This window comes from Bacillus sp. N12A5 (assembly GCF_026790125.1).
GTDB lineage: Bacteria > Bacillota > Bacilli > Bacillales > Bacillaceae > Bacillus.
In genome coordinates this window covers 75,695-97,156 of sequence record NZ_JALAMR010000004.1, presented here as the reverse complement: position 1 = coordinate 97,156, position 21,462 = coordinate 75,695, and the positions used below count along the sequence as shown (strand labels likewise).

Genomic DNA, 21,462 nt, shown 5'->3' with positions numbered 1-21,462 from the left:
CAAGGGCTGTTTTATTTATGCACCAATTTTTTATGATGGGTGGAATACATCGCCATATTCTCGGCCTTAGGGTCCAGATAAGCCTTGGCACTGTTGACCGCTGTCGGGCCTTCCGTAAATCCGCCGGCAATCAATCTCAGCTTGCTTTCATAAAAAGCCGCGTCACCCGCTACAAACACGCCAGGAAGATTCGTCCGCATATGTCTGTCAGCTTTCACCCTGCCTTCTTCAATCTCCAGTCCCCACTCCTTCATCGGCCCAAGATCAATTTTGAACCCATGATTGATGATCAGCTCATCAATTTCTATGTCTTCCCTCTGGCCAGACTCAGTATGACAAACGGTCACGCTTTGGATGCCCTCTTCATAGCCGTTCAGCTGCTCCAGCCGATAGGGAGTAAGCACCCGCACCGATGATTGCTTCATTTTCGTCACGCTGCTTTCCATTCCGCTGAATTCCTCGCGCCGATGAACGAGAGTTACGGATGCCGCAATCGGTTCCAGCTCATTGGCCCAATCGACCGCAGTATCTCCGCCGCCTGAGATCACGACCCGCTTGCCTTTAAATCCATCAAGCTTTTCTACTCCATAATGAAGATTTTTGCCCGCGTACCGGGTTGCATCCTCACTGTCAAACTCATTGACCTCAAGCGTTCCCATGCCGCAAGCCAAAATCACCGTTTTTGTATAGTGCTTTTCGCCTTCAGAACCTGTCAGCACAATCGTGCCGTCATTCAGGCGTTCAAAGCCGGTCACACGCTGATTCAGCACGATATCAGGATCAAACGTTGCGGCCTGCTCCTTCAGCTGTTCGATGAGCTGTTTTCCCGCAATCCCCGGTATCCCTCCGATATCGCGAATGATTTTCTCAGGAAAGAATAAAGACACCTTCCCTCCAAGCCGCGGCAAAAATTCGATCACTTTCGTTTTTAGCTCGCGCATCCCGCAGTAAAAAGCCGTAAACAGTCCGATCGGCCCGCCCCCTATTATCGTAACGTCATATATCTCTTGATTCTCAGCCATCCGTCCTGCCTCCCGTTCACACCTATATCAAATCATTTTAATTGAGAATGAATATCAATACAAAGTATATCATATTTCACGAGCCTGTGTTTATTCATTTCTTCACCTTGTGATCAATTGTTGAAAACCCTATAATAGGCAGAAAACAAATGGGAGTAACAGATGAAAAGACGAGTCGAAACGATCACCTTCGAAGGACATACACTAGAATATTCTGTGGCTGGAAAGGGTGCCCCCATTCTTGTCATGCATGGCGGGCATTCAAATTGTTACGAAGAATTTGGATACACGGCGCTGTTGGAGCATGGGTATTCCATCATCACGCCTTCACGGCCCGGTTACGGACGAACATCAAAAGAGATTGGGCAAAGTCTTGCCAGCGCCTGCCGTTTCTATGTGAAGCTATTAGATCATTTACAAATCGACAGGGCCCATCTGATTGCCATCTCAGCAGGAGGCCCAAGCGGCATATACTTTGCCTCATATGCCCCGGAAAGAGTTAACACTCTGACCCTGCAATCCGCTGTCACCAAAGAATGGCTCACCCCAAAAGACACGGAATACAAAGTTGGGAGGCTTCTCTTCCGCCCGCCTGTGGAAAAGTGGATATGGAAGCTGACTTCTTCCCTGAATAACGCCTTCCCGCGTTTAATGTTTCAAGCCTTAAGCCCGCAATTCAGCACGCTTTCGTTTCAGCGAATCAAGACCCTGATGGACGAAAAAGATATAGAAGCATTTCGGAAAATGAACAGCCGGCAGCGCTCAGGTGAAGGATTTCTGCTGGACTTGTCACAAACCGCCGATTTCTCTTCGAAAAGACTGCAGGCCATCTCATGCCCCGTACTGATTATGCAAAGTGTTTATGATGGATTTGTTGACTTGTCACATGCACATCATGCAAAAGAACACATTCCAGACGCTGCACTCTGTTTGCTTCACACGTGGGGGCACTTGATCTGGCTAGGGAAAGAAGCGGCTCAAACAGACAGCATCATACTCGAATTTTTAGAATCCTAAACAAAGTGAAACGATCCCTCCCCCTCCTCCGTCAAACAAGCAGTGCCTTATTTTCTGGTATCATTAGAGGCAGCTTACCATGAGCGGAGGTTTTATTGTGACAGCACAATCATCTTTTCTTCAGCTGAATTCTATTTTTATCAGCATTTTAATAGAAGCCATTCCGTTTATTCTGATTGGCGTCATCCTTTCTGGAATCATTCAAATGTTTGTTTCTGAAGAAATGATTGCAAGAATCATGCCGAAAAACCGTTTTCTCGCCGTTTTATTCGGTGCGCTGGCCGGCGTTTTATTTCCCGCCTGCGAATGCGGCATCATCCCGATTACGAGGCGGCTTCTGTTAAAGGGAGTTCCTCTGCATGCGGGCGTTGCTTTCATGCTGACCGCGCCTATCATTAATCCTATCGTTTTATTTTCTACTTATATTGCGTTCGGGAACAGATGGAGCGTTGTCTTTTACAGGGGCGGTCTGGCGCTCGCCGTTTCGGTGCTCATCGGGGTCATCTTATCCTATCAATTTAAGGATAATCAGCTGTTAAAGCCTGATGAACCCGGGCACCACCATCATCATCACCACACCCTGCTTCAAAAGCTGGGAGGGACCTTGCGTCACGCCATTGATGAATTTTTCTCCGTGGGGAAATATTTAATCATCGGCGCCTTTATCGCCGCCGCGATGCAGACGTATGTCAAAACATCCACTCTGCTTGCGATCGGGCAGAATGATATATCCTCTTCCCTCGTGATGATGGGTCTGGCGTTTGTCTTATCGCTTTGTTCGGAAGTCGATGCGTTCATCGCATCTTCCTTCAGCAGCACATTTTCATTAGGATCATTAATCGCCTTTCTCGTCTTTGGTGCAATGGTGGATATTAAGAATCTATTGATGATGCTCGCGGCCTTCAAAAAACGTTTTGTTTTCCTGCTGATTACGTACATTGTCGTGCTTGTCTTAGCGGGATCACTACTGGTAAAGGGGTGATTGGATGTTTCGTTTATTGGTGCTGATGGGATTTACGTTTTTCTTTTATCATCTGCATGCCTCAGGAAACCTAACAAAATATATCAATATGAAATATGCCTATCTATCCTTTATTGCGATCTTCCTGCTGGCCATTTTGACAGCCGTTCAAGCGTATCTATTTATCAAGTCGCCTGAAAAAGGAAGGCATCACCATGATCATGATTGCGGGTGCGGCCATGATCACGAGCATGAACAAAACAAGCCGTTTTATCAGCGGTATTTGATTTATCTTGTTTTTCTTTTTCCTTTGGTGTCTGGCATCTTCTTCCCGATTGCGACGCTTGACTCATCTATTGTCAAAACAAAAGGGTTTTCATTTAAGGCGATGGAAAGCGGAGATCATTACTCCCAAACACAATATTTGCGGCCTGACGCCAGCCTTTATTACGCGCAAGACAGCTATGACAAACAGATGAAACAGCTGTTTGATAAGTATTCCAGCAAAAAAGAGATCTCTCTGACCGACGATGATTTCCTAAAAGGAATGGAAACCATCTATAATTATCCGGGTGAATTTCTCGGACGGACAATTGAGTTTCATGGATTTGCGTACAAAGGAAATGCAATTAACAAAAACCAGCTGTTCGTGTTGAGGTTTGGCATCATTCACTGTATCGCTGATTCCGGCGTTTATGGAATGCTTGTGGAGTTTCCGAAGGACATGAACATCAAGGATGATGAATGGATTCATATTAAGGGGACTCTGGCCTCAGAATATTATCAGCCATTCAAATCAACGCTTCCTGTCGTGAAAGTAACCGACTGGAACACCATTAAAAAACCTGATGATCCGTATGTTTACAGAGGTTTTTAAGTGAAGATGAAACCAGTACAAGTACTGGTTTCTTTTTTATTTCTTTTTCATCAGCATCAAATCAAGATAGAGCTGGCATCGTGTCCTGAAATCGCTTAAATCGATGGACGTCATTTCAGTAATCTGTTTGATGCGGTAATTCAATGTATTTTGGTGAATAAACAGCTGTTCTGCTGCTGGTTTTGTTTTGCAGTTGTTGAGGAGATAGACTTCCAAGGTTTTGAGCAGCTCAGTGCTGCTTTCTTCGTCCTTCGCTTTTAATAAAGCCAAGTCCTTATTCTCGTATTCTAAAAATTCATTTTTCTGTTCAATGCTTTCTAAGTAGCGGTAAATGCCGAGTTTGGCATATTCATATGGAATGTTTTCCTGATTGCCGGTGATTTCTGCGGCTTTGATGACCTCAAGTGCTTCTGTGTAGCTCTTGCCAAGTTTTAATAGGTGATCATATTCGTTTCCGATACCGATATAAATAGGTGTAGGTATTTTTTGAAAGTGAAAATGTGTTAACAGCTTGTTTATGAATTCTGAAGCTGCCGAGGAGACGGAGCTTTTTTGGGAAAAACTCGCTACGACGATGACAATATTTGATTCGATCGTTAAGACATGACTGACTTTATCCCGTAAATTCAGATACGACCTGATATTTTCCTTTAAATCCTCAACCGCTTCCCCATCCCCATTCGCGGCGTGCAGGATGACAACCGAAAACATGGAAGGCAGCACGGTGTTGATCTTTTCAGCCTCCCGCCTAAGTTCCTTCTCAGAGGTGAATTGCTGATAGATCGCCCGTTTGATGAGATCCTCTGCTTTTTCTTCCTTTTCCTGTTTCAGCTTGTTCGTTTTATAAATGATTTTCCCGACATGGAAGGAGGTCTCGTATAAAAAATCAAGCTCTTCGTCTGTCAGATTTTGATCCAGCTCCTGAATCCAGATGTAGCCCATGACTTCCCCTTTGTGCTTCGCACTCACGACCACCCTCTGGTTTAACCCAATGCTTTCAATTTTATTGACGCGAAAAGGCTCAGGTTCTGTTTTCAGCTTTTCAATGATTCCGTCCTTCAGAAACCTCTCAAAGATCTGAACCGGACATTTTTTCGAAAAAATAGTCTGCTGGTTGGCAGAATCAAAATGGTTAATATAGTAAGAATTATAGGCTAACAAAAAGAAATCCGCGCTTTCCAGTATCACTGGTTTTTGCAGTTCATAGCTGATAAAATCAATCAGCTTATCAACATCTGAAAATGAAAAAACTCTCTCTAAAAGCTCTTCCATACCTTTTTCTCCTATACTTTTTTTACTTTAATCATATCCATACGGGGTCTTTTTGTATAGAAAAAAATACGTTTGTTTCCAAAAGAAAAAACAGCCGTTAAAAAGGAGAAAAGAGGAAAAAGGGACAACCCCTTCCTCCTCCTTTCGATCTTTATTGTGACATTGTATCTTGGTAGTCATTGAACTGGTCTGTGACAGCTTGTGACGGAGCCTGCGTCAATACACTGACAACAAAAACAGATAATAGACTCGCAGCAAAACCAGGTATCATTTCATACAGAAAGTCCGAAAGACCGGCATTCGCCCAAATGATTACAGTTGCTGCTCCCACAATCATGCCGGCGAGTGCCCCCCATTTGGTCATTCGTTTCCAAAACAGACTGAGCAGTACAACAGGCCCAAATGATGCACCGAAGCCCGCCCATGCGTAGCTGACCAATCCAAGGATCGTATTGTTTTTCTCCCAAGCCAGCAGTAACGCAACAATTGAAACAGCCAGAACAGCCAGACGGCCCAAAAATACCAGTTCTTTATCAGAAGCTGAGCGTCTGAACATCGACTTATACAAATCTTCTACCAGTGAGCTTGACGTCACAAGCAGCTGAGAAGAAATGGTACTCATAATCGCAGCCAAAATCGCTGAAATCAGAAAACCTGTGATAATTGGATGGAACAAAATATTCCCTAATTGAATAAAAATCGTCTCTGGGTCCTTTAATGTCATACCGCGCTGATGGTAATAAGCGATTCCGCCCAAACCGGTCAGCACTGCGCCGACTGCAGACAAAATCATCCAGCCCATTCCGATTCTGCGCGCTCTTTTGATTTCTTTAACAGACGTTATCGCCATAAAACGCACAATGATATGCGGCTGGCCAAAGTAGCCCAACCCCCAGGCAAACAAAGAAATAATGCCAAGGACGCTTGTTCCTTTGAAAATATTAAACATATCTGGATCAACAGAGCGGATTTCAGTAACTGTTTCACCTGCTCCTCCTGTGTGGAAAAGCGTAACGATCGGAACGAGAATGAGTGCGGCAAACATAATGATCCCCTGAACAAAATCTGTCCAGCTGACTGCCAAAAAGCCGCCAAACAGGGTATATGCCACAACAACACCCGTCACGATCCAGAGGCCGGTGTGATAATCCATCCCCAAGATACTGTTGAATAAGACGCCGCCGGATACCATTCCGGACGATACATAAAACGTGAAAAAGACTAAAATGACAATTCCTGAAAACAGTCTGAGAAGCTTTGTTTGATCTCCAAAGCGATTTTCCAGGAATCCGGGAATTGTAATAGAATTCCCCGCTTTTTCAGTATAGGTTCTCAGCCGCGGCGCAACATAGAGCCAGTTCGCCCACGCCCCAAGACAAAGCCCGAAAACAATCCAAACTCCGCTCAGACCCGTTGAAAACATGGCGCCAGGGAGCCCCATCAGCAGCCAGCCGCTCATATCGGCAGCACCCGCACTGAGAGCGGTTACAGCTGGACCTAAAGAACGTCCTCCCAGCATGTAATCCGTCAGATTCGACGTGCGCTTATAGGCAAAGTAGCCAATCAGCAGCATCCCAGCCATATAAATACAAATCGAGATAATCAGCTGTGTGTTTTCTATGGCACTTCCTCCTCTTTTTTATAGTATATGGATGAAATGGACATCCCCGCAGGGAGGATGCCCATTTAGTCCCGCTTTAGAACATTTCACTGATTGTTTTTGCTTGCATGTGCAGTGCCAAGTAATCCGGTCCGCCTGCTTTTGAATCCGTGCCGGACAATTTGAAGCCTCCAAACGGATGGTAGCCGACGATAGCGCCTGTACAGTTGCGGTTGAAGTACAGGTTTCCGACATGGAATTCCTGTTTCGCACGCTCGATGTGTTTGCGGTTGTTTGTGATGACCGCGCCTGTCAAACCATATTCAGTATTGTTTGCCACTTCTAAAGCTTCATCAAAGTTTGACACTTTAGAAAATGCAACGACAGGTCCGAAAATTTCTTCCTGCATGAGTCTTGCTTTCGGATCAAGGTCAGCGAAGATCGTCGGTTTGATGAAGTATCCTTTCGAATCGTCACCAGTGCCGCCGCTTACTAAACGCCCTTCCTGTTTTCCGATCTCAATATAGCTCATAATTTTATCATAAGAACCTTGGTCGATGACAGGTCCCATATAAACATCCGCACTGTCAGGTGTTGCTGTTACTTTTGATTCTGTAATTTCAATGACACGCTCTAATACTTGATCATACACTTTTTCATGGACTACTGCACGTGAACCTGCAGAACATTTTTGTCCCGCAAAGCCAAACGCTGATGTAAAGATGGATTGAGCCGCTAATTCAATGTCCGCATCCTCATCGACAACAACCGTATCTTTACCGCCCATTTCAGCGATGACACGCTTTAAGTGCTGCTGGCCCGGCTGAACTTTCGCCGCACGTTCGAAAATTCTCGTACCAACTTCTCTTGATCCCGTAAATGTGATAAGGCTTGTTTTCGGATGGTCAACAAGGTAGTCTCCGACTTCCGCTCCGCTTCCTGGAACAAAGTTGACTACGCCCTTCGGTAACCCTGACTCTTCAAGCACCTCAACAAATTTTGCAGCGATGACAGGTGTTGCGCTGGCAGGTTTCAGAACCACTGTGTTTCCAGTAACGATTGGCGCCACTGTTGTTCCTGCCATGATCGCGAACAAGAAGTTCCAAGGCGGGATAACGACTGTTACGCCAGTCGGCGTGTACACATATTGGTTTCTCTCGCCTTCACGGCTGTTAACCGGTTTGCCTTTTGCCAGTTCGATCATTTGGCGTGCATAATACTCCATGAAGTCGATCGCTTCAGCCGTATCAGCATCCGCCTCGTTCCAAGGCTTCCCTGCTTCTTTTACAAGCAGAGCGGAGAATTCATGCTTTCTGCTGCGGACCTTGGCAGCAGCGCGGAATAGGACAGCCGCTCTTTCCTCAGGAGACGTGTAGCGCCACTCTTCAAACGCCTTCGCAGCTGCTTCAATCGCTTGCTCGGCGTGCTCTTGGGAAGCTTTTGACACTCTGCCGACAACTTCTTCTTTATCAGCCGGGTTGATGGAAACAATTTTCGCTTCTGTTTCCACTCTCTCACCGTTAATGATAAGCGGATAGTCTTTTCCTAAATATTCGCTTACGGTCGCAAGCGCTTTTTTAAACGCTTCCACGTTGTTTGGATCTTGGAAATTTGTGAATGGTTCGTGTTTGTAAGGTGTTGTCATGTTAATCTCTCCTTTTTACTTCTTTGTCATTCCTTTGAAAGCAAATGCAATGTTTGACGGACGTTCTGCAAGGCGTCTCATAAAATAGCCGTACCAATCTTCGCCGTATGGCAGGTAGACTCTCATGTTATAACCTTCTTTTACGAGGCTGAGCTGGGTTTGCGACCGCATGCCGTACAGCATTTGAAATTCAAACTTGTCATTGGCTATGCCATGCTCCTTGGCAAGCTGCTTTGTAAAGTCGATCATTTTGTCGTCATGTGTGGCAATCGCTGTATAGTGACCGTTTAAGAGTTGCTTTCTGATGATTTTTTTGTAATTTTCATCGACATCGCTTTTCTCCGGGAAGGCTACTTTTTCTGATTCTTTATAAGCTCCTTTTACAAGGCGAAGGAACGGGTGTAAAGAATCCAGATCGTCAATGTCTTTTTCCGTCCGGTACAGATAGGCTTGAAGCACTGTGCTCACATACTCGTATTTCTTTCTGAAATCTTTGAAAATATCAAGTGTTTTCTGGCATCTGACTTCATCTTCCATGTCAATGGTGACCATGATTTTATGCTTCTCCGCCGTTTGGAGAATTTTCGTCATGTTTTCATACACTAGATCCATATCTATATCGAGACCTAAAGACGTCATTTTTAAAGAAACGTGTGAGTTCAGCTGCTGATCCGCAATCGTCGCAATGGTTTGAATGCACTCTTCCGTACGCTCCCTTGCGACATCGGCGCTGTTCACAAACTCGCCTAAATGATCGACAGTAACTGACAAGCCTTGGCTGTTAAGCTGTCGAATGGTCGGGATTGAACTGTTAAAATCATTCCCGCCGATAATTTTACCCGCTGCTACCCGGCTTCCCCAGTTCCTCGCCATTTTATTGAGAAAGCCGCTTTTGGATAAAAATAAGAAAAAATCTCTTGTGATCACTTCCAACCTCAACACCCCGCAATCTAAGAAGTATTTGTATGAGTTTATTGTAAATGGACAAAACCTAGGTTCACAATATTCCCAAAATACAAAGATTCTGATAATTTTTGTGGGTTTGCCACAATCAGATAGTTAGAAAGTCGGGGGACATCTTGTCGAATAAAGGAGAAAAGGAAGCGACAAAAAACATCAGCTTCCTCCATCCTTCCACACTTCTTCAACCGTATTCATTAACAAACGATTCAATTCGGTTGTGATATCCTTTTTTTCTGCCTTCAGCGTTTTTGCCACTTCCATGATTCTTTCGATTTCTGTTTCAATGAATTGGTGAATGACATCGATTCTTGCTTCGAGGTCAAGCTCCTCGCCTCTTCTTTTCCGTTCAAGCAAGGTTTCCATTTCTGCCTTCAGTTCGGGTTCAGCAACAAGTTCATCCATCAAAACCGTAAAGTCCATTGGCGGAATGGTTCCGTGCTTTTCAATCCATTTACAGGCCAAAATAGGCCGAAGCACGTAGAAATACTTTTTGATTTTGACCTCTTGCCCTTGAAGGTAATCCTTAACGTTCCTCCTCGCCATGTTGATATAGTGATACACGCTTGCTTCAGGCTTAAATGCCTCCGTCCGCAGCTTTCTTAACTGCTCTGCGGTCGTAAAAGCTTCGTAATACACGATATCTGAGGACAGCCATTCAAGGAGCGGGGGGTTTGACTTTTTAAAGAGGCGCAGCGTCTTTCTCAGCTCCCAGCCGCTGATATCCAGTAAATCGTGAATCGGTTCCTCAATGACATCCCGCTCCTGCACAATTGAAAAATACCACTCCTTTTTCGGCACATAGATAAAGCGGACATCATAATCACTATCCTGCGACGGGAATCCCCATGCGCGGCTTCCTGACTCAACGGCGTATACGATTTTAACTCCGTATGATCGCTCGATTCGTTTCAATTCATCAATGATCCTTTGTTTCATATCTATTCGTCTCCAGTCTGTTCTCATTCCGGCAGTTTGCAGAAAAAAACCGCCTGATGATGTGCGGCGGCTTTTCACATTTATCAGCCTTTAAGATGGTGCTTAAAGAAAGCAAGCTTTTCTGTTTGAAAGGCAGGGATATACTCATGTCCGAAATAGCGGTACACCTTCAGCTCTTTCTCTGTCTCCAAATGGTTGTAGGCGGCAAACACGGTAGAAGGCGGCGTGACCTTGTCAATCAGTCCGATCGACATCAGGACAGGCACCTTCACTCGGTCAGCGAGATTCATAATATCGAAATATGAAAGTGTCTTCATCGCCTGTTCTTCTGTTTCCGGGCTGCCATTTCTTCTAAAGAAGGAATTGATTTCAAGGTATGGCTGTTCAAGCGCCACATCAATAGCCCGTTCAAAGTTGCTTAAGTAAGGATAATCGGCAACCGCGGCTTTCGGAATGTCTGACAGAGCCGCTGCGGCAATCGTCAAGCCGCCGCCCTGGCTTCCGCCTGTCACACCGATTCTTGTTTCGTCGACTTCCTCAAAGCTGCTGATGACTTCAAGCGCGCGGACGGCATCCAGATAAACTCCCCGGTAATAGTATGTATCTTTATCAAGAATTCCTTTCGTCATCCAGCCCAAAGCATGACCGTGCGGAGAAATACTCGTATCCTCGCTGCTCTGCTGACCGCGGACAAGCATGCCAAATGCGGCGTAACCGTGGAGCGCCCAGTTCACCATTTCATGAATCTCACCGTCATAGCTTGCGTTGTAACCGTGATATTTGACGATCGCCGGATGCGGGCCTTTCTTGTCAGGCACCGCGTACCATCCGGCAATGCGGGCGTTTCCAAAGCTTTTATATGTGAGGCGGTACACTTTTACTCCGTCAGCAGGATAATCAACCAGCTGTAAATCAGGTGCTGCTTGGACTTTCGCAAGTTCATCCAAAGATGATTTCCAAAACTCAGAAAAATCGTTCGGAGCTGTTTTTTCAGGCTTATACGTTTGCAATTGGTCGAGCGGCATATCGAATAGTTGCATTTCCGATTATTCTCCTTTGTTTTATAAGATTTAATTTGTATTCTTATACTACCACGTTCCCGTATAATTTTCTAAATATTTTCACTCTTGTTTTCCAGGCTGTCCTCATCAAACGTTTGTTTAAGACTTTCCTGGCTCAGTACCATAAAGGCCTGAGCTGTCAGGCTGACGTAGCGGTTCTTTAAAAATACAAAGACGAGGGTGCGTGATGGCGCGGATTGTATAGATAAATAGATTACTCCCGGATCTTTATCCCTTCTGACCATATTCGGCGCCATTGTCACGCCTAACCCATTGGCCACAAGGGATTGCGCGGTTTCAATATGGCTCGTCTTAAAAGCTGTATTCGGCTTAAAGCCGCTTTCCGCACAGAGGTCGAGAACTGTCCTGCGAAAACCAAAGCCTTCTTTTAAGAGAATAAAAGGAACGTGTCTCACCATTTCAAGCGGCACACACGGCTGACGGCCTTCCTCTTCTTCAAGCGCCTTATCAATCAGCGTGATCATTTCCGGCGGCATCCACCTTTGTTTTTCTCTCGGCACTGCCAGCACAATCGGCTCCGTGAGCAAGGGTGTAATAGATAGCCGCTCATCCTCAATCGGCAAAGATAATACAGATAGATCAACCTCTCCCTTTGCCGTCATCTCCTCTAAAGAAACTGGATCTTTTTCAACTAGCTGAACCTCCACATGCGGATAGCGCGCCAAAAATTGCTTCAGCAAAGGAGGAAAGATATATCTCCCCGTTACAGCAGGAATTCCAATGGAGAGCTTGTGCCCGAGCCCCTGCGACCGCTCCTGCATTTCCCGGAGCAAGTCATCTCTGGAACGAATGATGTTCTCGGCTTTTTCAATGAAACGCCTGCCGTGAGGTGTCAGCGTAACAGAGCCGTGGGATCTGTGAAAGAGAGTAAGCCCCAGCTCAGCCTCAAGCTTTTTGATTTGCTGGCTGAGAGATGGCTGAGCGATATGAAGATGCTCCGCTGCCTTTGTAAAGCTTTGGTGCCTGGCGATTTCCGCTGCGTATTCCATCACTTTAATATCCATACAGCCTCCATAGGTTGAACCTATCGTTTTTATCATTTTTATATCTTGGACGAATCATAACAGAAGTTGCTAACATAATCCATATTAACATTTGCAAAAAAAAGGAGATGGTTTTGATGACAAATGAAACACCGTTTTCTAAAAACGCCGAGATGTATCGGGATGAGAAGGTATTTGCCGAGGGGGAAGATTTGGGGTTGATGATCAAAACGGCGGAATGCCGGGCAGAGCAGCGGGTGCTGGATATCGGAGCGGGTGCAGGCCATACGGCGCTGGCTTTTTCCCCATATGTACAGGAATGCATCGGCGTTGATGCGACGAAGGAAATGGTCGAGGTTGCATCCTCGTTTGTGCAAGAAAAAGGAGCGGAAAACATAAGCTTTCGGCAAGGAACGGCTGAGTCACTCCCCTTCCCCGACGATTCATTTGATATCGTCACCTGCCGATACGCGGCCCACCATTTTTCAGATGTTCGCAAAGCCATCACTGAAGTTGCACGCGTGCTGAAGAAGGACGGACGTTTTCTCTTGGTTGACCATTACGCGCCTGAAGATCCCAATCTTGATGAGTTTGTCAATCATTTGAACCGGCTCCGAGATCCATCCCACGTGCGGGAGAGCTCCCTATCTGAATGGCAGTCGATGTTCATCGCTAATCAGCTGGCCTATCAAGACATCCAAAAGTGGAATTTGCCGATTCAATACAAAAACTGGATCAAACGGGGTGGAACCCCCGCTGTCCGGGAAAAACAAATCATTGCCCACTTGAATCACGCATCAGACGAAGCACGCGACACGTTCTGTATTACATTAAACCGAAACGGAGAGCCCCACTCTTTTTGTTTAAAAGCGATTTTGATACAAGGGATAAAACGATAAAAAGCCGTGCGCAGCGCACGGCTTTTTACATCGGCTGATAAAGATCCCAGCCAATTTTTAATGTCTCAACAATGTAATCGGCAACCTCTTCCGGGGAGAGGTTGTCTGTTGCCACTTTTGAATTGTGCTTGTCATAAATGACTTTTCTTTCATTAAACAGCTGTTCCATTTCATCCATTGAACGGTTATGCAGTACAGGACGGCTCTCAATCAATAAATCCGCGCGCTGCTTCCAGTTCTCCCATGACAGGTCCAGATGAAGCACGAGACAGTTTTCCAGACAGCACTTTCTAATTTCCTCTTGTTTAAAAGATCCGCCGCCCAGAGATACGATTTTGAATCGTTTATGATGGCAGATGTCTAAAATATATTCCTTCTCCGTTTTCCGGAAAAAGTCTTCTCCCTTTTTCTCAAACATCTCAGGAATTGACATATTGAAATCCTTTTCGATCTCTTGGTCAATATCGATAAAATCTCTATATAATTTTTTCGCGACCAATTGGCCGATTGTTGTTTTTCCTACACCCATGAATCCGATCAGGACGATATTTCTTTCTCTTACTGGGATGGCTCGTTTAGCGTTCATCTTCGGCGAAATCCTCCTAAGGAATGAAATTTTATATTCATTATATGCTTAATTAGCGAATATTTATATAGATAGCGGCTTTCCCGCCCTTTACTGTTCAAGCCTATCATCTTCGCTTTACCGTTCAACCGTTTTTGCCTGAATGACATTCATTGTACAACATTCCGGCAGATATTTTAATACTTCGACGCAAAAAAGCATTAAAATCTTCTGCCTTTATGTTTTTGCCGCTGGCTCTTCGTTGGAAGGGCCTTTTTTTGTATGATAAATAGGAAGGGAGAGATGGCGATGATTATATGGATAAACGGGGCTTTTGGTTCCGGAAAAACACAAACAGCTTTCGAACTGCATAGAAGGCTGAAACCATCCTACGTGTATGATCCTGAGAAAATGGGTTTTGCGATGCGCTCCATGATACCGCCGGAGATCGCGGAGGACGATTTTCAAAGCTATCCCTTATGGCGGACGTTCAATTACAGCCTGCTTGCCTCCCTGACCGATACATACCGCGGGATCATTATTGTGCCCATGACGATTGTACATCCTGAATACTTCAATGAGATCATCGGCAGACTCAGACAGGACGGCAGAACCGTTTACCATTTTACGCTGATGGCTTCAAAGGAAACCTTGTTAAAACGGCTGCGCACAAGAGCGGAAGGAAAAAACTCATGGGCAGCCAAACAAATTGACCGCTGTATTGAGGGATTATCATCACCAATCTTTGCGGACCACATTGAAACAGACAGCCTGTCGATTCAGGATGCGGCAGAAGCCATTGCCGCGAGAGCCAATCTTGCATTAGACCCTGACAAGAGGGGCAGTCTCCAAAGGTTCACTGACAGATTACTGATAAAGCTGAATCATATCCGCTTCAAATAAAGACTGCACACACAAAAGCCCGCTCTGAGAGCGGGCTTTCTTTATCTTATTTCCACCAGTCATCAAACATAGACGCCGGAACCTGACGTTTATGTTCAGTTATGCTGTAGCGTTTTTCCAGCGCTTCTGACACTGTCGCTGATACTTCTTTCCCTTCGAGATAATCGTCAATCTCCTCGTAGGAAATGCCAAGCTCTGTTTCATCCGCCTGCTGCGGTTTATCGTCGAGCAGATCGGCAGTTGGTTCTTTTAAGTATAAGCGTTCCGGTGCACCCAGCTCTTTCAGCAGGCTTCTTCCCTGACGCTTCGTCAATCCAGTCAGCGGCAGGAGGTCCGCTCCGCCGTCACCGTACTTCGTAAAGAAACCAGTCACAGCCTCAGCGGCATGGTCAGTGCCAATGACAAGAAGGCCTTCTTGTCCGCCGATCGCGTATTGAGCGATCATTCTTGTTCTTGCTTTTACGTTTCCTTTATTAAAGTCAGTCAGCTTATCGCCCGTTTCCTGCTCATATTGATCAGAAAAAGCGCTGACGGTCGATTTAATATCGAACTTCCATGATTTGTCCGGGTTAATGAACTTCAAAGCAAGCTGGGCATCGTCTTCATCCTGCTGTGTGCCATGCGGAAGACGGACCGCGATAAATTGAGCGTCTCCGCCCTCCTCGCGAATGCGTTCCACCGCAAGCTGGGCAAGGCGCCCCGCAAGAGTTGAATCCTGTCCGCCGCTGATTCCCAATACAAAGCCTTTAGCGCCGGTTTTCTTTACATATTGTTTTAAAAAATTGATTCGGTCCTCAATTTCTTGCTTTGGATCAATTGAGGGCTTTACATGTAATTCACGCATAATCTTTTCCTGCATGCTCATCCCAATCATTCCTCCTGTACAGTTTCGCTGTTACTTATTTGATCATTTCCCCTAATTGATGAAAATGAATCATGCCAGTTATGTATCCCTATTAAATATAGCACAGGTCTTCATTCACAGTGAACAAGAGAGATCAGCTGACTTCCACGCGTATAGACGTGACACTTTCGCCATTGCACTTTCCTTTTTCGATTGGGCAGGAAGAAAACGCGACAACCAAATCCATTTCTGCCCGAAGCCTTACATAATCACCGGCATTCGAAAGCGGCGTTTCCACAGACAAGTTCCCTTTCTCATCAAGGACAGTATTCATAAAAATCGCAAACGGATAATGCATGTGAGGCTTCGGCACGCCAAACTGCTCAAGCGCACGGTTCATATTGTCATAGCACGTATCCTGAAACTCATCCTTTTGCTTGCCGTATAAGAGCCTGTTCATGTCAGGACGGCAGGCGGGAAGTAGCAGATCATGCTTGCCGACCGTATCCTCAATCAGCGTCAGCATCGGTTTGTACAGATTCGAGTAGATATGATCGTTGACTTTCACATGAATGGAGTGATTTGCATCAATTGTCGCGCCCTGATCGAGGTGCTCATAAAAATCCTTGGCATGGTACGCGACAAAATCAGCAACCTGCTGCCCTTCAACATCAACCACCTTCAAAATCTGCCCCTTTTTCAGTTTCAGCCCAAGCCCTTTCTTCGGCTCCACGATATATTGCTGTGTCATCGGCTCGCTCCTTTTTTCATTAGTATGAGCGTCCTCCGCCTTCTCCATGTAAAAAGAGGCAAAAATCCGATGTATATAAGCTTCGGGCGGGTCGCAATCTAACCTTAGATAAAAGGGGTTGAAATGATTATGAGTCAAACAAAAAAAGATCAGCAAAAAGGAAATCTAGCCTGGTGGCAGCTGTCATTAATCGGGATAGGATGCACAATCGGAACAGGATTTTTTCTCGGTTCCAGCATTGCAATAGTCAAAAGCGGCTTTTCCGTTCTGCTTTCATTTCTAATTGGGGCGATCGGCACGTATTTTGTATTCGAGCAGCTTGCCAAGCTGTCGGCAAAGCAGCCTGAAAAAGGCTCGTTTTGTGCGTATGCGCGAAAAGCGTTTGGCAGGTGGGCCGGCTTCAGCAACGGCTGGGTGTACTGGTCATCAGAAATGCTGATTACCGGAAGCCAGCTGACAGCCATTTCGTTATTTACGAAGCACTGGTTTCCTCAGGTGCCGCTATGGGTATTTGCTTCAATCTACGCGGTACTTGGGCTACTGATTATCTTTACCGGGCTGTCTGTTTTTGAGAAGACAGAAAACGTGCTGGCGGTCATCAAAACAGCCGCTATTTTTATGTTCATTGTCATTGCCATCCTGGCATTATGCGGCATCCTGTCCGGCGGAAGGCCCGATGTACAGGTTCCAAATAAGACGAGTGAGTTTTTCCCATATGGTGCCATGGGGCTGTGGACAGGCTTAATCTACGCGTTTTACGCATTTGGCGGAATTGAAGTCATGGGGCTGATGGCGGTTCACTTAAAAAAACCAGAAGAAGCGTCTAAATCAGGAAAACTGATGCTGGCGACGCTGGCGATTATTTATATTATTTCGATTGGACTGGCCTTGCTGCTTGTTCCATTACACAGGTTTACTGAGCAGGACAGCCCGTTCATTACGTCATTAAAAGGATATAACCTTGAGATCATCCTTGATATATTTAATGGGATTTTTATCATCGCCGGATTCTCGACCCTCGTTGCTTCGCTTTTTGCCGTTACGACATTGCTTTGTACGATGGCTGATGACGGTGACGCGCCAAAATGCTTTACCTTAAAGGAAGGCAAAAAAATATGCTGGCCGGCACTGGGACTGACGTTTGCGGGGCTTGTCCTATCCATCATTCTGTCTTTAGTGCTGCCCAAAAACATTTATGAGCACATGACGACTGCTGCGGGGCTTATGCTTTTATACACTTGGCTGTTTATCCTGTTCTCCAGCAAAAAGCTGACTGATCCTGAAGGAATGGGAAAAACGCAAATTTATTTAGCGATGGTTCTGATTGCAGCGGCTGTATCCGGTACACTGTTTGAAAAATCAAGCCGGCCCGGTTTTTTTGTGAGCATTGGTTTTCTCGTGGTCATTGCCATCGTTACCATGATTTATCAAAAAAAGCAGGGACATAAAGACAGCCCTGCAAGCCCGTGATTTATTTCATTTTGTTGAACATGTTTTTTAAATAAGAAAACGGGCACTTTGATACCTGTTGTTCGTCGTCACGGAGGAAATACTGTTTCCATTCACGGTTATCCTTTCCTCCATACCAGCCTAAATGCGGATGAACAGGGGCTTGATCGTAGGCTTTTAACCGGGAGCGGATCAGCCTGCTCATGTTGCGGCCAAATGCGGTTGATCCATTTAAGTCATCAAACACCCATCTTGGCTGAAACGTGATCATAAAATAGGGAAAGCTACGGCTTCGTCTCGCCTCATGCCCCGGTGTAGCACACAGAATAAAGTACGGCTCACCGTCAAAACAAAACTCCCATTTATAATGCTCGGGATCGGCCGGAATGTCTTCCGGCCACTCTTTTTTGTCTTGATGACTCAGTTTATTTAAAAAGCTCCAAAACAGCTCTTCATATGCTTCAATCGAATAATGCTCCGCCAAGTCTTCCGGAGTATCAAACAACACAACGAGGGATGCGTATTTTCCCGTGTCCCGCGATATCCTGCCGTACTCCGCAAGCAACGGAGCCAGTTCCTCCGCTGTACGGTTTTCCCGCGGATCTCCGGCAAAAGCAATCCGAAGCTGATCAGTCAGAAACGCCTGGCGTCCGGGAATGCACGGAAACGTATCCGCGTCGTCCGCCAGAGTTTCTGCCAGCAGCTCAAAAGCGATTCTTTGCCATTCAGGAAGCTCTTCTTGCATACGTTCCAGAAAACTTTTGGTGTAAATCCCCTTCACCATTGATCCACCTCCAGTATCATCTGAATACTATATTAAAACTGGCGGCGTCGGGTGACTGTCCTTCATGAATCAGCCCAATAACTGTTTGATGCCCTGATAACCGAAGTAAAAGCCGAATACAAGAAGGGATATACCTGCAATTCCGGTTAATCCTCTCAAGAGCTTTTCATGAAGCAGATTTCTGAACATGCTGGCTGTAATAGCCATGCAAAAATCCCAAATTAATATGCCGATCATGATGCCGGAGCTATAGATCAGAAGCTCATTCATATTGTAGGCCTCTGCTGTTTTCGCAAGAATGCTCCCGTAAATTCCAAGCCAAAAAAGGATGCTCAAAGGATTTGAGAGTGAAATAAGAAAACCCGAAGTGAACGTTTTCCTGTATGACGGTTTTCCCCGCGAGCTTCGCACATCCATCGGTTCTCTAACATTTTTCAGTGTTTCAATTCCGGTATAGGTCAGAACAAAAAAGCCGAAGAGCCACAAAAATGTTTTCACGAATGGAGCGGTCAAAAACTGTGACAGCCCGAAATAGATAAAAAGCATGTACAGTCCGTCCGCTGTCATGGCGCCTAAACCAAAAATCCATGCATGCCAAAAACCGTTTTTAATTCCTTTGTCTATTTGCGCCGCATTCACTGGTCCCACAGGCGCAGACAAGGACAGTCCCAGCACAATATAGCTCAAAAAAATGTTCACCGGCCCGTACTCCCTTCTCTTACGTAACTTGTACAATTTATTCGGGAACGGGCCAAGCTATGCACAATTTTGTTACTGTTTCAGACGTTTAAGCTCTTCCTCCATAATATCGGCAGCTTTGCCTACGAAGCTGAAAATGAGTTCCAGTTCCTCTTCCGTATACTCGCGGCACAAATCCATCGTCGACTCTGACAGAGAGCGGAACAAATCCTTCACATGTTTTTTCGAGGCGGTCAACGGAACGATGATAACTCTTCTGCGGTCGTTCGGGTCCTTTTCACGAGCCACATACCCCGCTTTTTCCAGCCGGTCAACAAGCGCCGTGACTGAACCCGTGCTGAGGCCCGTCTTTTTCCCCAGCTCTCCGGCCGTCATCGGTCCCGCTTCATTTAAGATGTCAGCTGATTTCAAATCGGTGGGAAATAGACCGAGAGCCTGAGCGGCTGCCTGATGAAACAGAACCGTTCTCGTGCCCAATTTCCGAAAAAGCTGAACGGCAGTCTTTTCCAACTCACTTCTGGAATTTCTTGTTGACAACTGACAGTCCTCCCTATAGAATCAAATTTATCTTGATAATCGAGATATTTAACGATCAAACTATTATCATGATAGCAGAACTTACATAGAAAAGTAAGAGGAGGTAGAGCAAATGGACACCACATCAGCAAAACAGGCTTCCACTAAATTTGTGGTCCTCGGTCTCCTGCTGGGCATCTTGATGTCTGCAATGGACAATACGATTGTTGCGACCGCAATGGGCAGCATCGTAGCGGATCTTGGGAGCTTTGATAAATTCGCTTGGGTGACGGCATCCTATATGGTGGCGGTCATGGCTGGAATGCCGATTTACGGAAAGCTTTCCGATATGTACGGCCGAAAACGCTTTTTCCTGTTTGGACTTATTTTTTTCTTAATCGGGTCGGCTTTATGCGGAATTGCACAGACGATGAATCAGCTGATCATTTACCGGGCCATTCAAGGGATTGGAGGCGGCGCGCTCCTGCCGATTGCCTTTACCATTATCTTTGATTTGTTCCCGCCGGAAAAACGCGGAAAAATGTCCGGCATGTTCGGTGCTGTATTCGGATTATCAAGTGTTCTTGGGCCGCTGTTAGGCGCGATCATTACAGATGCGATCAGCTGGCACTGGGTGTTTTACATTAATGTGCCGATCGGTGCATTGTCATTGTTTTTCATTATCCGCTACTACAAAGAATCTTTGGAGCACAGAAAACAGAAAATTGACTGGGGCGGTGCGATTACCTTAGTCGTATCTATTGTATGCCTGATGTTCGCCCTTGAGCTTGGCGGCAAAACATACGATTGGAATTCCATTCAGATCATTGGCCTGTTTATTGTATTCGCCGTTTTCTTCATTGCCTTTTTTATTGTGGAGAGAAAAGCGGAAGAGCCGATTATTTCTTTCTGGATGTTTAAAAACCGTTTGTTTGCCACAGCGCAGATTCTCGCATTCCTGTATGGCGGAACATTCATTATTTTAGCGGTATTTATTCCGATTTTCGTTCAGGCGGTATACGGCAGCTCAGCGACGAGCGCTGGCTTCATTTTGACGCCGATGATGATTGGGTCAGTCATCGGGAGCATGATCGGCGGGATCTTCCAAACGAAGGCAAGCTTCCGCAATTTGATGCTGATATCTGTTACGGCTTTCTTTATCGGCATGCTGCTTCTATCCAACATGACGCCTGACACAGCACGGGTTTGGCTGACCGTCTTTATGATGATTTCAGGATTTGGGGTAGGCTTTAACTTCTCCCTGCTTCCGGCAGCATCAATGAATGATCTTGAACCTCGTTTTCGGGGGTCGGCAAACTCTACAAATTCATTTTTGCGGTCATTCGGGATGACCCTGGGCGTCACTATTTTCGGAACGGTGCAAACAAACGTATTCACAAACAAGCTGAGCGACGCCTTCAGCGGCATGAAAGGCTCAGCGGGCTCTGGCGCCGCGCAAAATATCGGCGACCCGCAGGAGATTTTCCAAGCAGGAACACGCTCCCAAATTCCTGAGGCGATCCTCAATCGCATCATTGACGCGATGTCATCAAGCATCACATATGTCTTTTTGCTCGCTTTGATTCCGATTGTCCTCGCGGCAGTTACCGTTTTGTTTATGGGTAAAGCCAGAGTAAAAACAACAGCGGAAATGGAGAAGAAAGCAAATTAACAAAAAAGCAGTACATGGCTGG

The 21,462-nt window shown here is 45.8% G+C and carries 21 protein-coding genes; 7 read left to right on the top strand and 14 right to left on the bottom strand.

The window, feature by feature from the left end; translation table 11 throughout:
- Positions 1-11 precede the first annotated feature (11 nt).
- Entirely contained in the window at positions 12-1,022 is a 1,011-nt protein-coding gene (ffoR, locus tag MOC09_RS05755; protein WP_268369871.1) for a ferredoxin--NADP(+) reductase, read from the bottom strand.
- 162 nt (positions 1,023-1,184) lie between these two features.
- Between ffoR and MOC09_RS05750 the strand changes: the two genes are divergently transcribed.
- The 3 genes from MOC09_RS05750 to MOC09_RS05740 all read left to right on the top strand — a co-directional run bounded on the left by MOC09_RS05750 (position 1,185) and on the right by MOC09_RS05740 (position 3,877).
- Positions 1,185-2,039 (top strand): alpha/beta fold hydrolase, encoded by an 855-nt coding sequence (locus MOC09_RS05750; RefSeq protein WP_268357957.1) that lies wholly within the window; start codon positions 1,185-1,187, stop codon positions 2,037-2,039.
- Between the two features lie 97 nt (positions 2,040-2,136).
- On the top strand, positions 2,137-3,021 hold the full coding sequence (locus tag MOC09_RS05745) for a permease (protein WP_268369869.1): 885 nt from the start codon (positions 2,137-2,139) through the stop codon (positions 3,019-3,021).
- Positions 3,022-3,025: 4 nt separating this feature from the next.
- Positions 3,026-3,877, top strand: a complete 852-nt coding sequence (locus MOC09_RS05740; protein ID WP_268357954.1) for a TIGR03943 family putative permease subunit — start codon at positions 3,026-3,028, stop codon at positions 3,875-3,877.
- A gap of 36 nt (positions 3,878-3,913) precedes the next feature.
- On the opposite strand, the gene putR is transcribed toward MOC09_RS05740, so the two are convergent.
- The 7 genes from putR to MOC09_RS05705 all read right to left on the bottom strand — a co-directional run bounded on the left by putR (position 3,914) and on the right by MOC09_RS05705 (position 12,379).
- Positions 3,914-5,149 (bottom strand): proline utilization transcriptional regulator PutR, encoded by a 1,236-nt coding sequence (gene putR, locus MOC09_RS05735; protein ID WP_268357953.1) that lies wholly within the window; start codon positions 5,147-5,149, stop codon positions 3,914-3,916.
- Between the two features lie 151 nt (positions 5,150-5,300).
- Entirely contained in the window at positions 5,301-6,755 is a 1,455-nt protein-coding gene (gene putP / locus MOC09_RS05730; RefSeq protein WP_419900972.1) for a sodium/proline symporter PutP, read from the bottom strand.
- A 91-nt stretch (positions 6,756-6,846) separates the two neighbouring features.
- On the bottom strand, positions 6,847-8,394 hold the full coding sequence (gene pruA / locus MOC09_RS05725; RefSeq protein ID WP_268369868.1) for an L-glutamate gamma-semialdehyde dehydrogenase: 1,548 nt from the start codon (positions 8,392-8,394) through the stop codon (positions 6,847-6,849).
- A gap of 15 nt (positions 8,395-8,409) precedes the next feature.
- The gene (putB, locus tag MOC09_RS05720) at positions 8,410-9,321 is read right to left on the bottom strand and encodes a proline dehydrogenase PutB (protein ID WP_268360120.1); all 912 of its coding nucleotides are present in this window, start codon (positions 9,319-9,321) and stop codon (positions 8,410-8,412) included.
- A 189-nt stretch (positions 9,322-9,510) separates the two neighbouring features.
- Positions 9,511-10,293: a nucleotidyltransferase domain-containing protein gene (locus MOC09_RS05715; RefSeq protein ID WP_268360084.1), complete on the bottom strand. Its 783-nt coding sequence runs from the start codon at positions 10,291-10,293 to the stop codon at positions 9,511-9,513.
- Between the two features lie 83 nt (positions 10,294-10,376).
- Positions 10,377-11,333 carry a cephalosporin C deacetylase gene (gene cah, locus MOC09_RS05710; RefSeq protein WP_268360085.1) on the bottom strand — a complete coding sequence of 319 codons (957 nt, stop codon included), beginning with the start codon at positions 11,331-11,333 and terminating at the stop codon, positions 10,377-10,379.
- Positions 11,334-11,404: 71 nt separating this feature from the next.
- Positions 11,405-12,379 (bottom strand): LysR family transcriptional regulator, encoded by a 975-nt coding sequence (locus tag MOC09_RS05705; protein ID WP_268360086.1) that lies wholly within the window; start codon positions 12,377-12,379, stop codon positions 11,405-11,407.
- A gap of 116 nt (positions 12,380-12,495) precedes the next feature.
- Between MOC09_RS05705 and MOC09_RS05700 the strand changes: the two genes are divergently transcribed.
- Positions 12,496-13,257 carry a class I SAM-dependent methyltransferase gene (locus MOC09_RS05700; protein WP_268369866.1) on the top strand — a complete coding sequence of 254 codons (762 nt, stop codon included), beginning with the start codon at positions 12,496-12,498 and terminating at the stop codon, positions 13,255-13,257.
- 25 nt (positions 13,258-13,282) lie between these two features.
- Here the strand turns inward: MOC09_RS05700 and MOC09_RS05695 are convergent, their stop codons facing one another.
- A complete protein-coding gene (locus MOC09_RS05695; protein ID WP_268360088.1) occupies positions 13,283-13,843 on the bottom strand; it encodes a shikimate kinase in 561 nt (186 codons plus the stop codon).
- Positions 13,844-14,131: 288 nt separating this feature from the next.
- On the opposite strand from MOC09_RS05695, the gene tmrB reads away from it, so the two are divergent.
- On the top strand, positions 14,132-14,725 hold the full coding sequence (gene tmrB, locus MOC09_RS05690; RefSeq protein ID WP_268369865.1) for a tunicamycin resistance ATP-binding TmrB: 594 nt from the start codon (positions 14,132-14,134) through the stop codon (positions 14,723-14,725).
- 46 nt (positions 14,726-14,771) lie between these two features.
- Here tmrB and nadE read toward each other — a convergent pair whose 3' ends face one another.
- Together nadE and MOC09_RS05680 are read right to left on the bottom strand one after the other, a co-directional pair.
- Positions 14,772-15,590: an ammonia-dependent NAD(+) synthetase gene (nadE, locus tag MOC09_RS05685; RefSeq protein ID WP_268369863.1), complete on the bottom strand. Its 819-nt coding sequence runs from the start codon at positions 15,588-15,590 to the stop codon at positions 14,772-14,774.
- 133 nt (positions 15,591-15,723) lie between these two features.
- On the bottom strand, positions 15,724-16,320 hold the full coding sequence (locus MOC09_RS05680) for a DUF1989 domain-containing protein (RefSeq protein WP_268360091.1): 597 nt from the start codon (positions 16,318-16,320) through the stop codon (positions 15,724-15,726).
- 129 nt (positions 16,321-16,449) lie between these two features.
- Between MOC09_RS05680 and MOC09_RS05675 the strand changes: the two genes are divergently transcribed.
- Complete coding sequence (locus tag MOC09_RS05675) at positions 16,450-17,790, top strand: amino acid permease (protein ID WP_268360092.1); 1,341 nt, start codon at positions 16,450-16,452, stop codon at positions 17,788-17,790.
- 1 nt (position 17,791) lies between these two features.
- Here the strand turns inward: MOC09_RS05675 and MOC09_RS05670 are convergent, their stop codons facing one another.
- The 3 genes from MOC09_RS05670 to MOC09_RS05660 form a co-directional block, all read right to left on the bottom strand.
- A complete protein-coding gene (locus MOC09_RS05670; RefSeq protein WP_268360093.1) occupies positions 17,792-18,553 on the bottom strand; it encodes a YqcI/YcgG family protein in 762 nt (253 codons plus the stop codon).
- 69 nt (positions 18,554-18,622) lie between these two features.
- Positions 18,623-19,252, bottom strand: a complete 630-nt coding sequence (locus tag MOC09_RS05665; RefSeq protein WP_268360094.1) for a LysE family translocator — start codon at positions 19,250-19,252, stop codon at positions 18,623-18,625.
- A 72-nt stretch (positions 19,253-19,324) separates the two neighbouring features.
- Positions 19,325-19,789 (bottom strand): MarR family transcriptional regulator, encoded by a 465-nt coding sequence (locus tag MOC09_RS05660; protein ID WP_268360095.1) that lies wholly within the window; start codon positions 19,787-19,789, stop codon positions 19,325-19,327.
- 112 nt (positions 19,790-19,901) lie between these two features.
- Between MOC09_RS05660 and bmr3 the strand changes: the two genes are divergently transcribed.
- Positions 19,902-21,440, top strand: a complete 1,539-nt coding sequence (gene bmr3 / locus MOC09_RS05655; RefSeq protein ID WP_268360096.1) for a multidrug efflux MFS transporter Bmr3 — start codon at positions 19,902-19,904, stop codon at positions 21,438-21,440.
- The last annotated feature ends 22 nt before the right edge of the window (positions 21,441-21,462 follow it).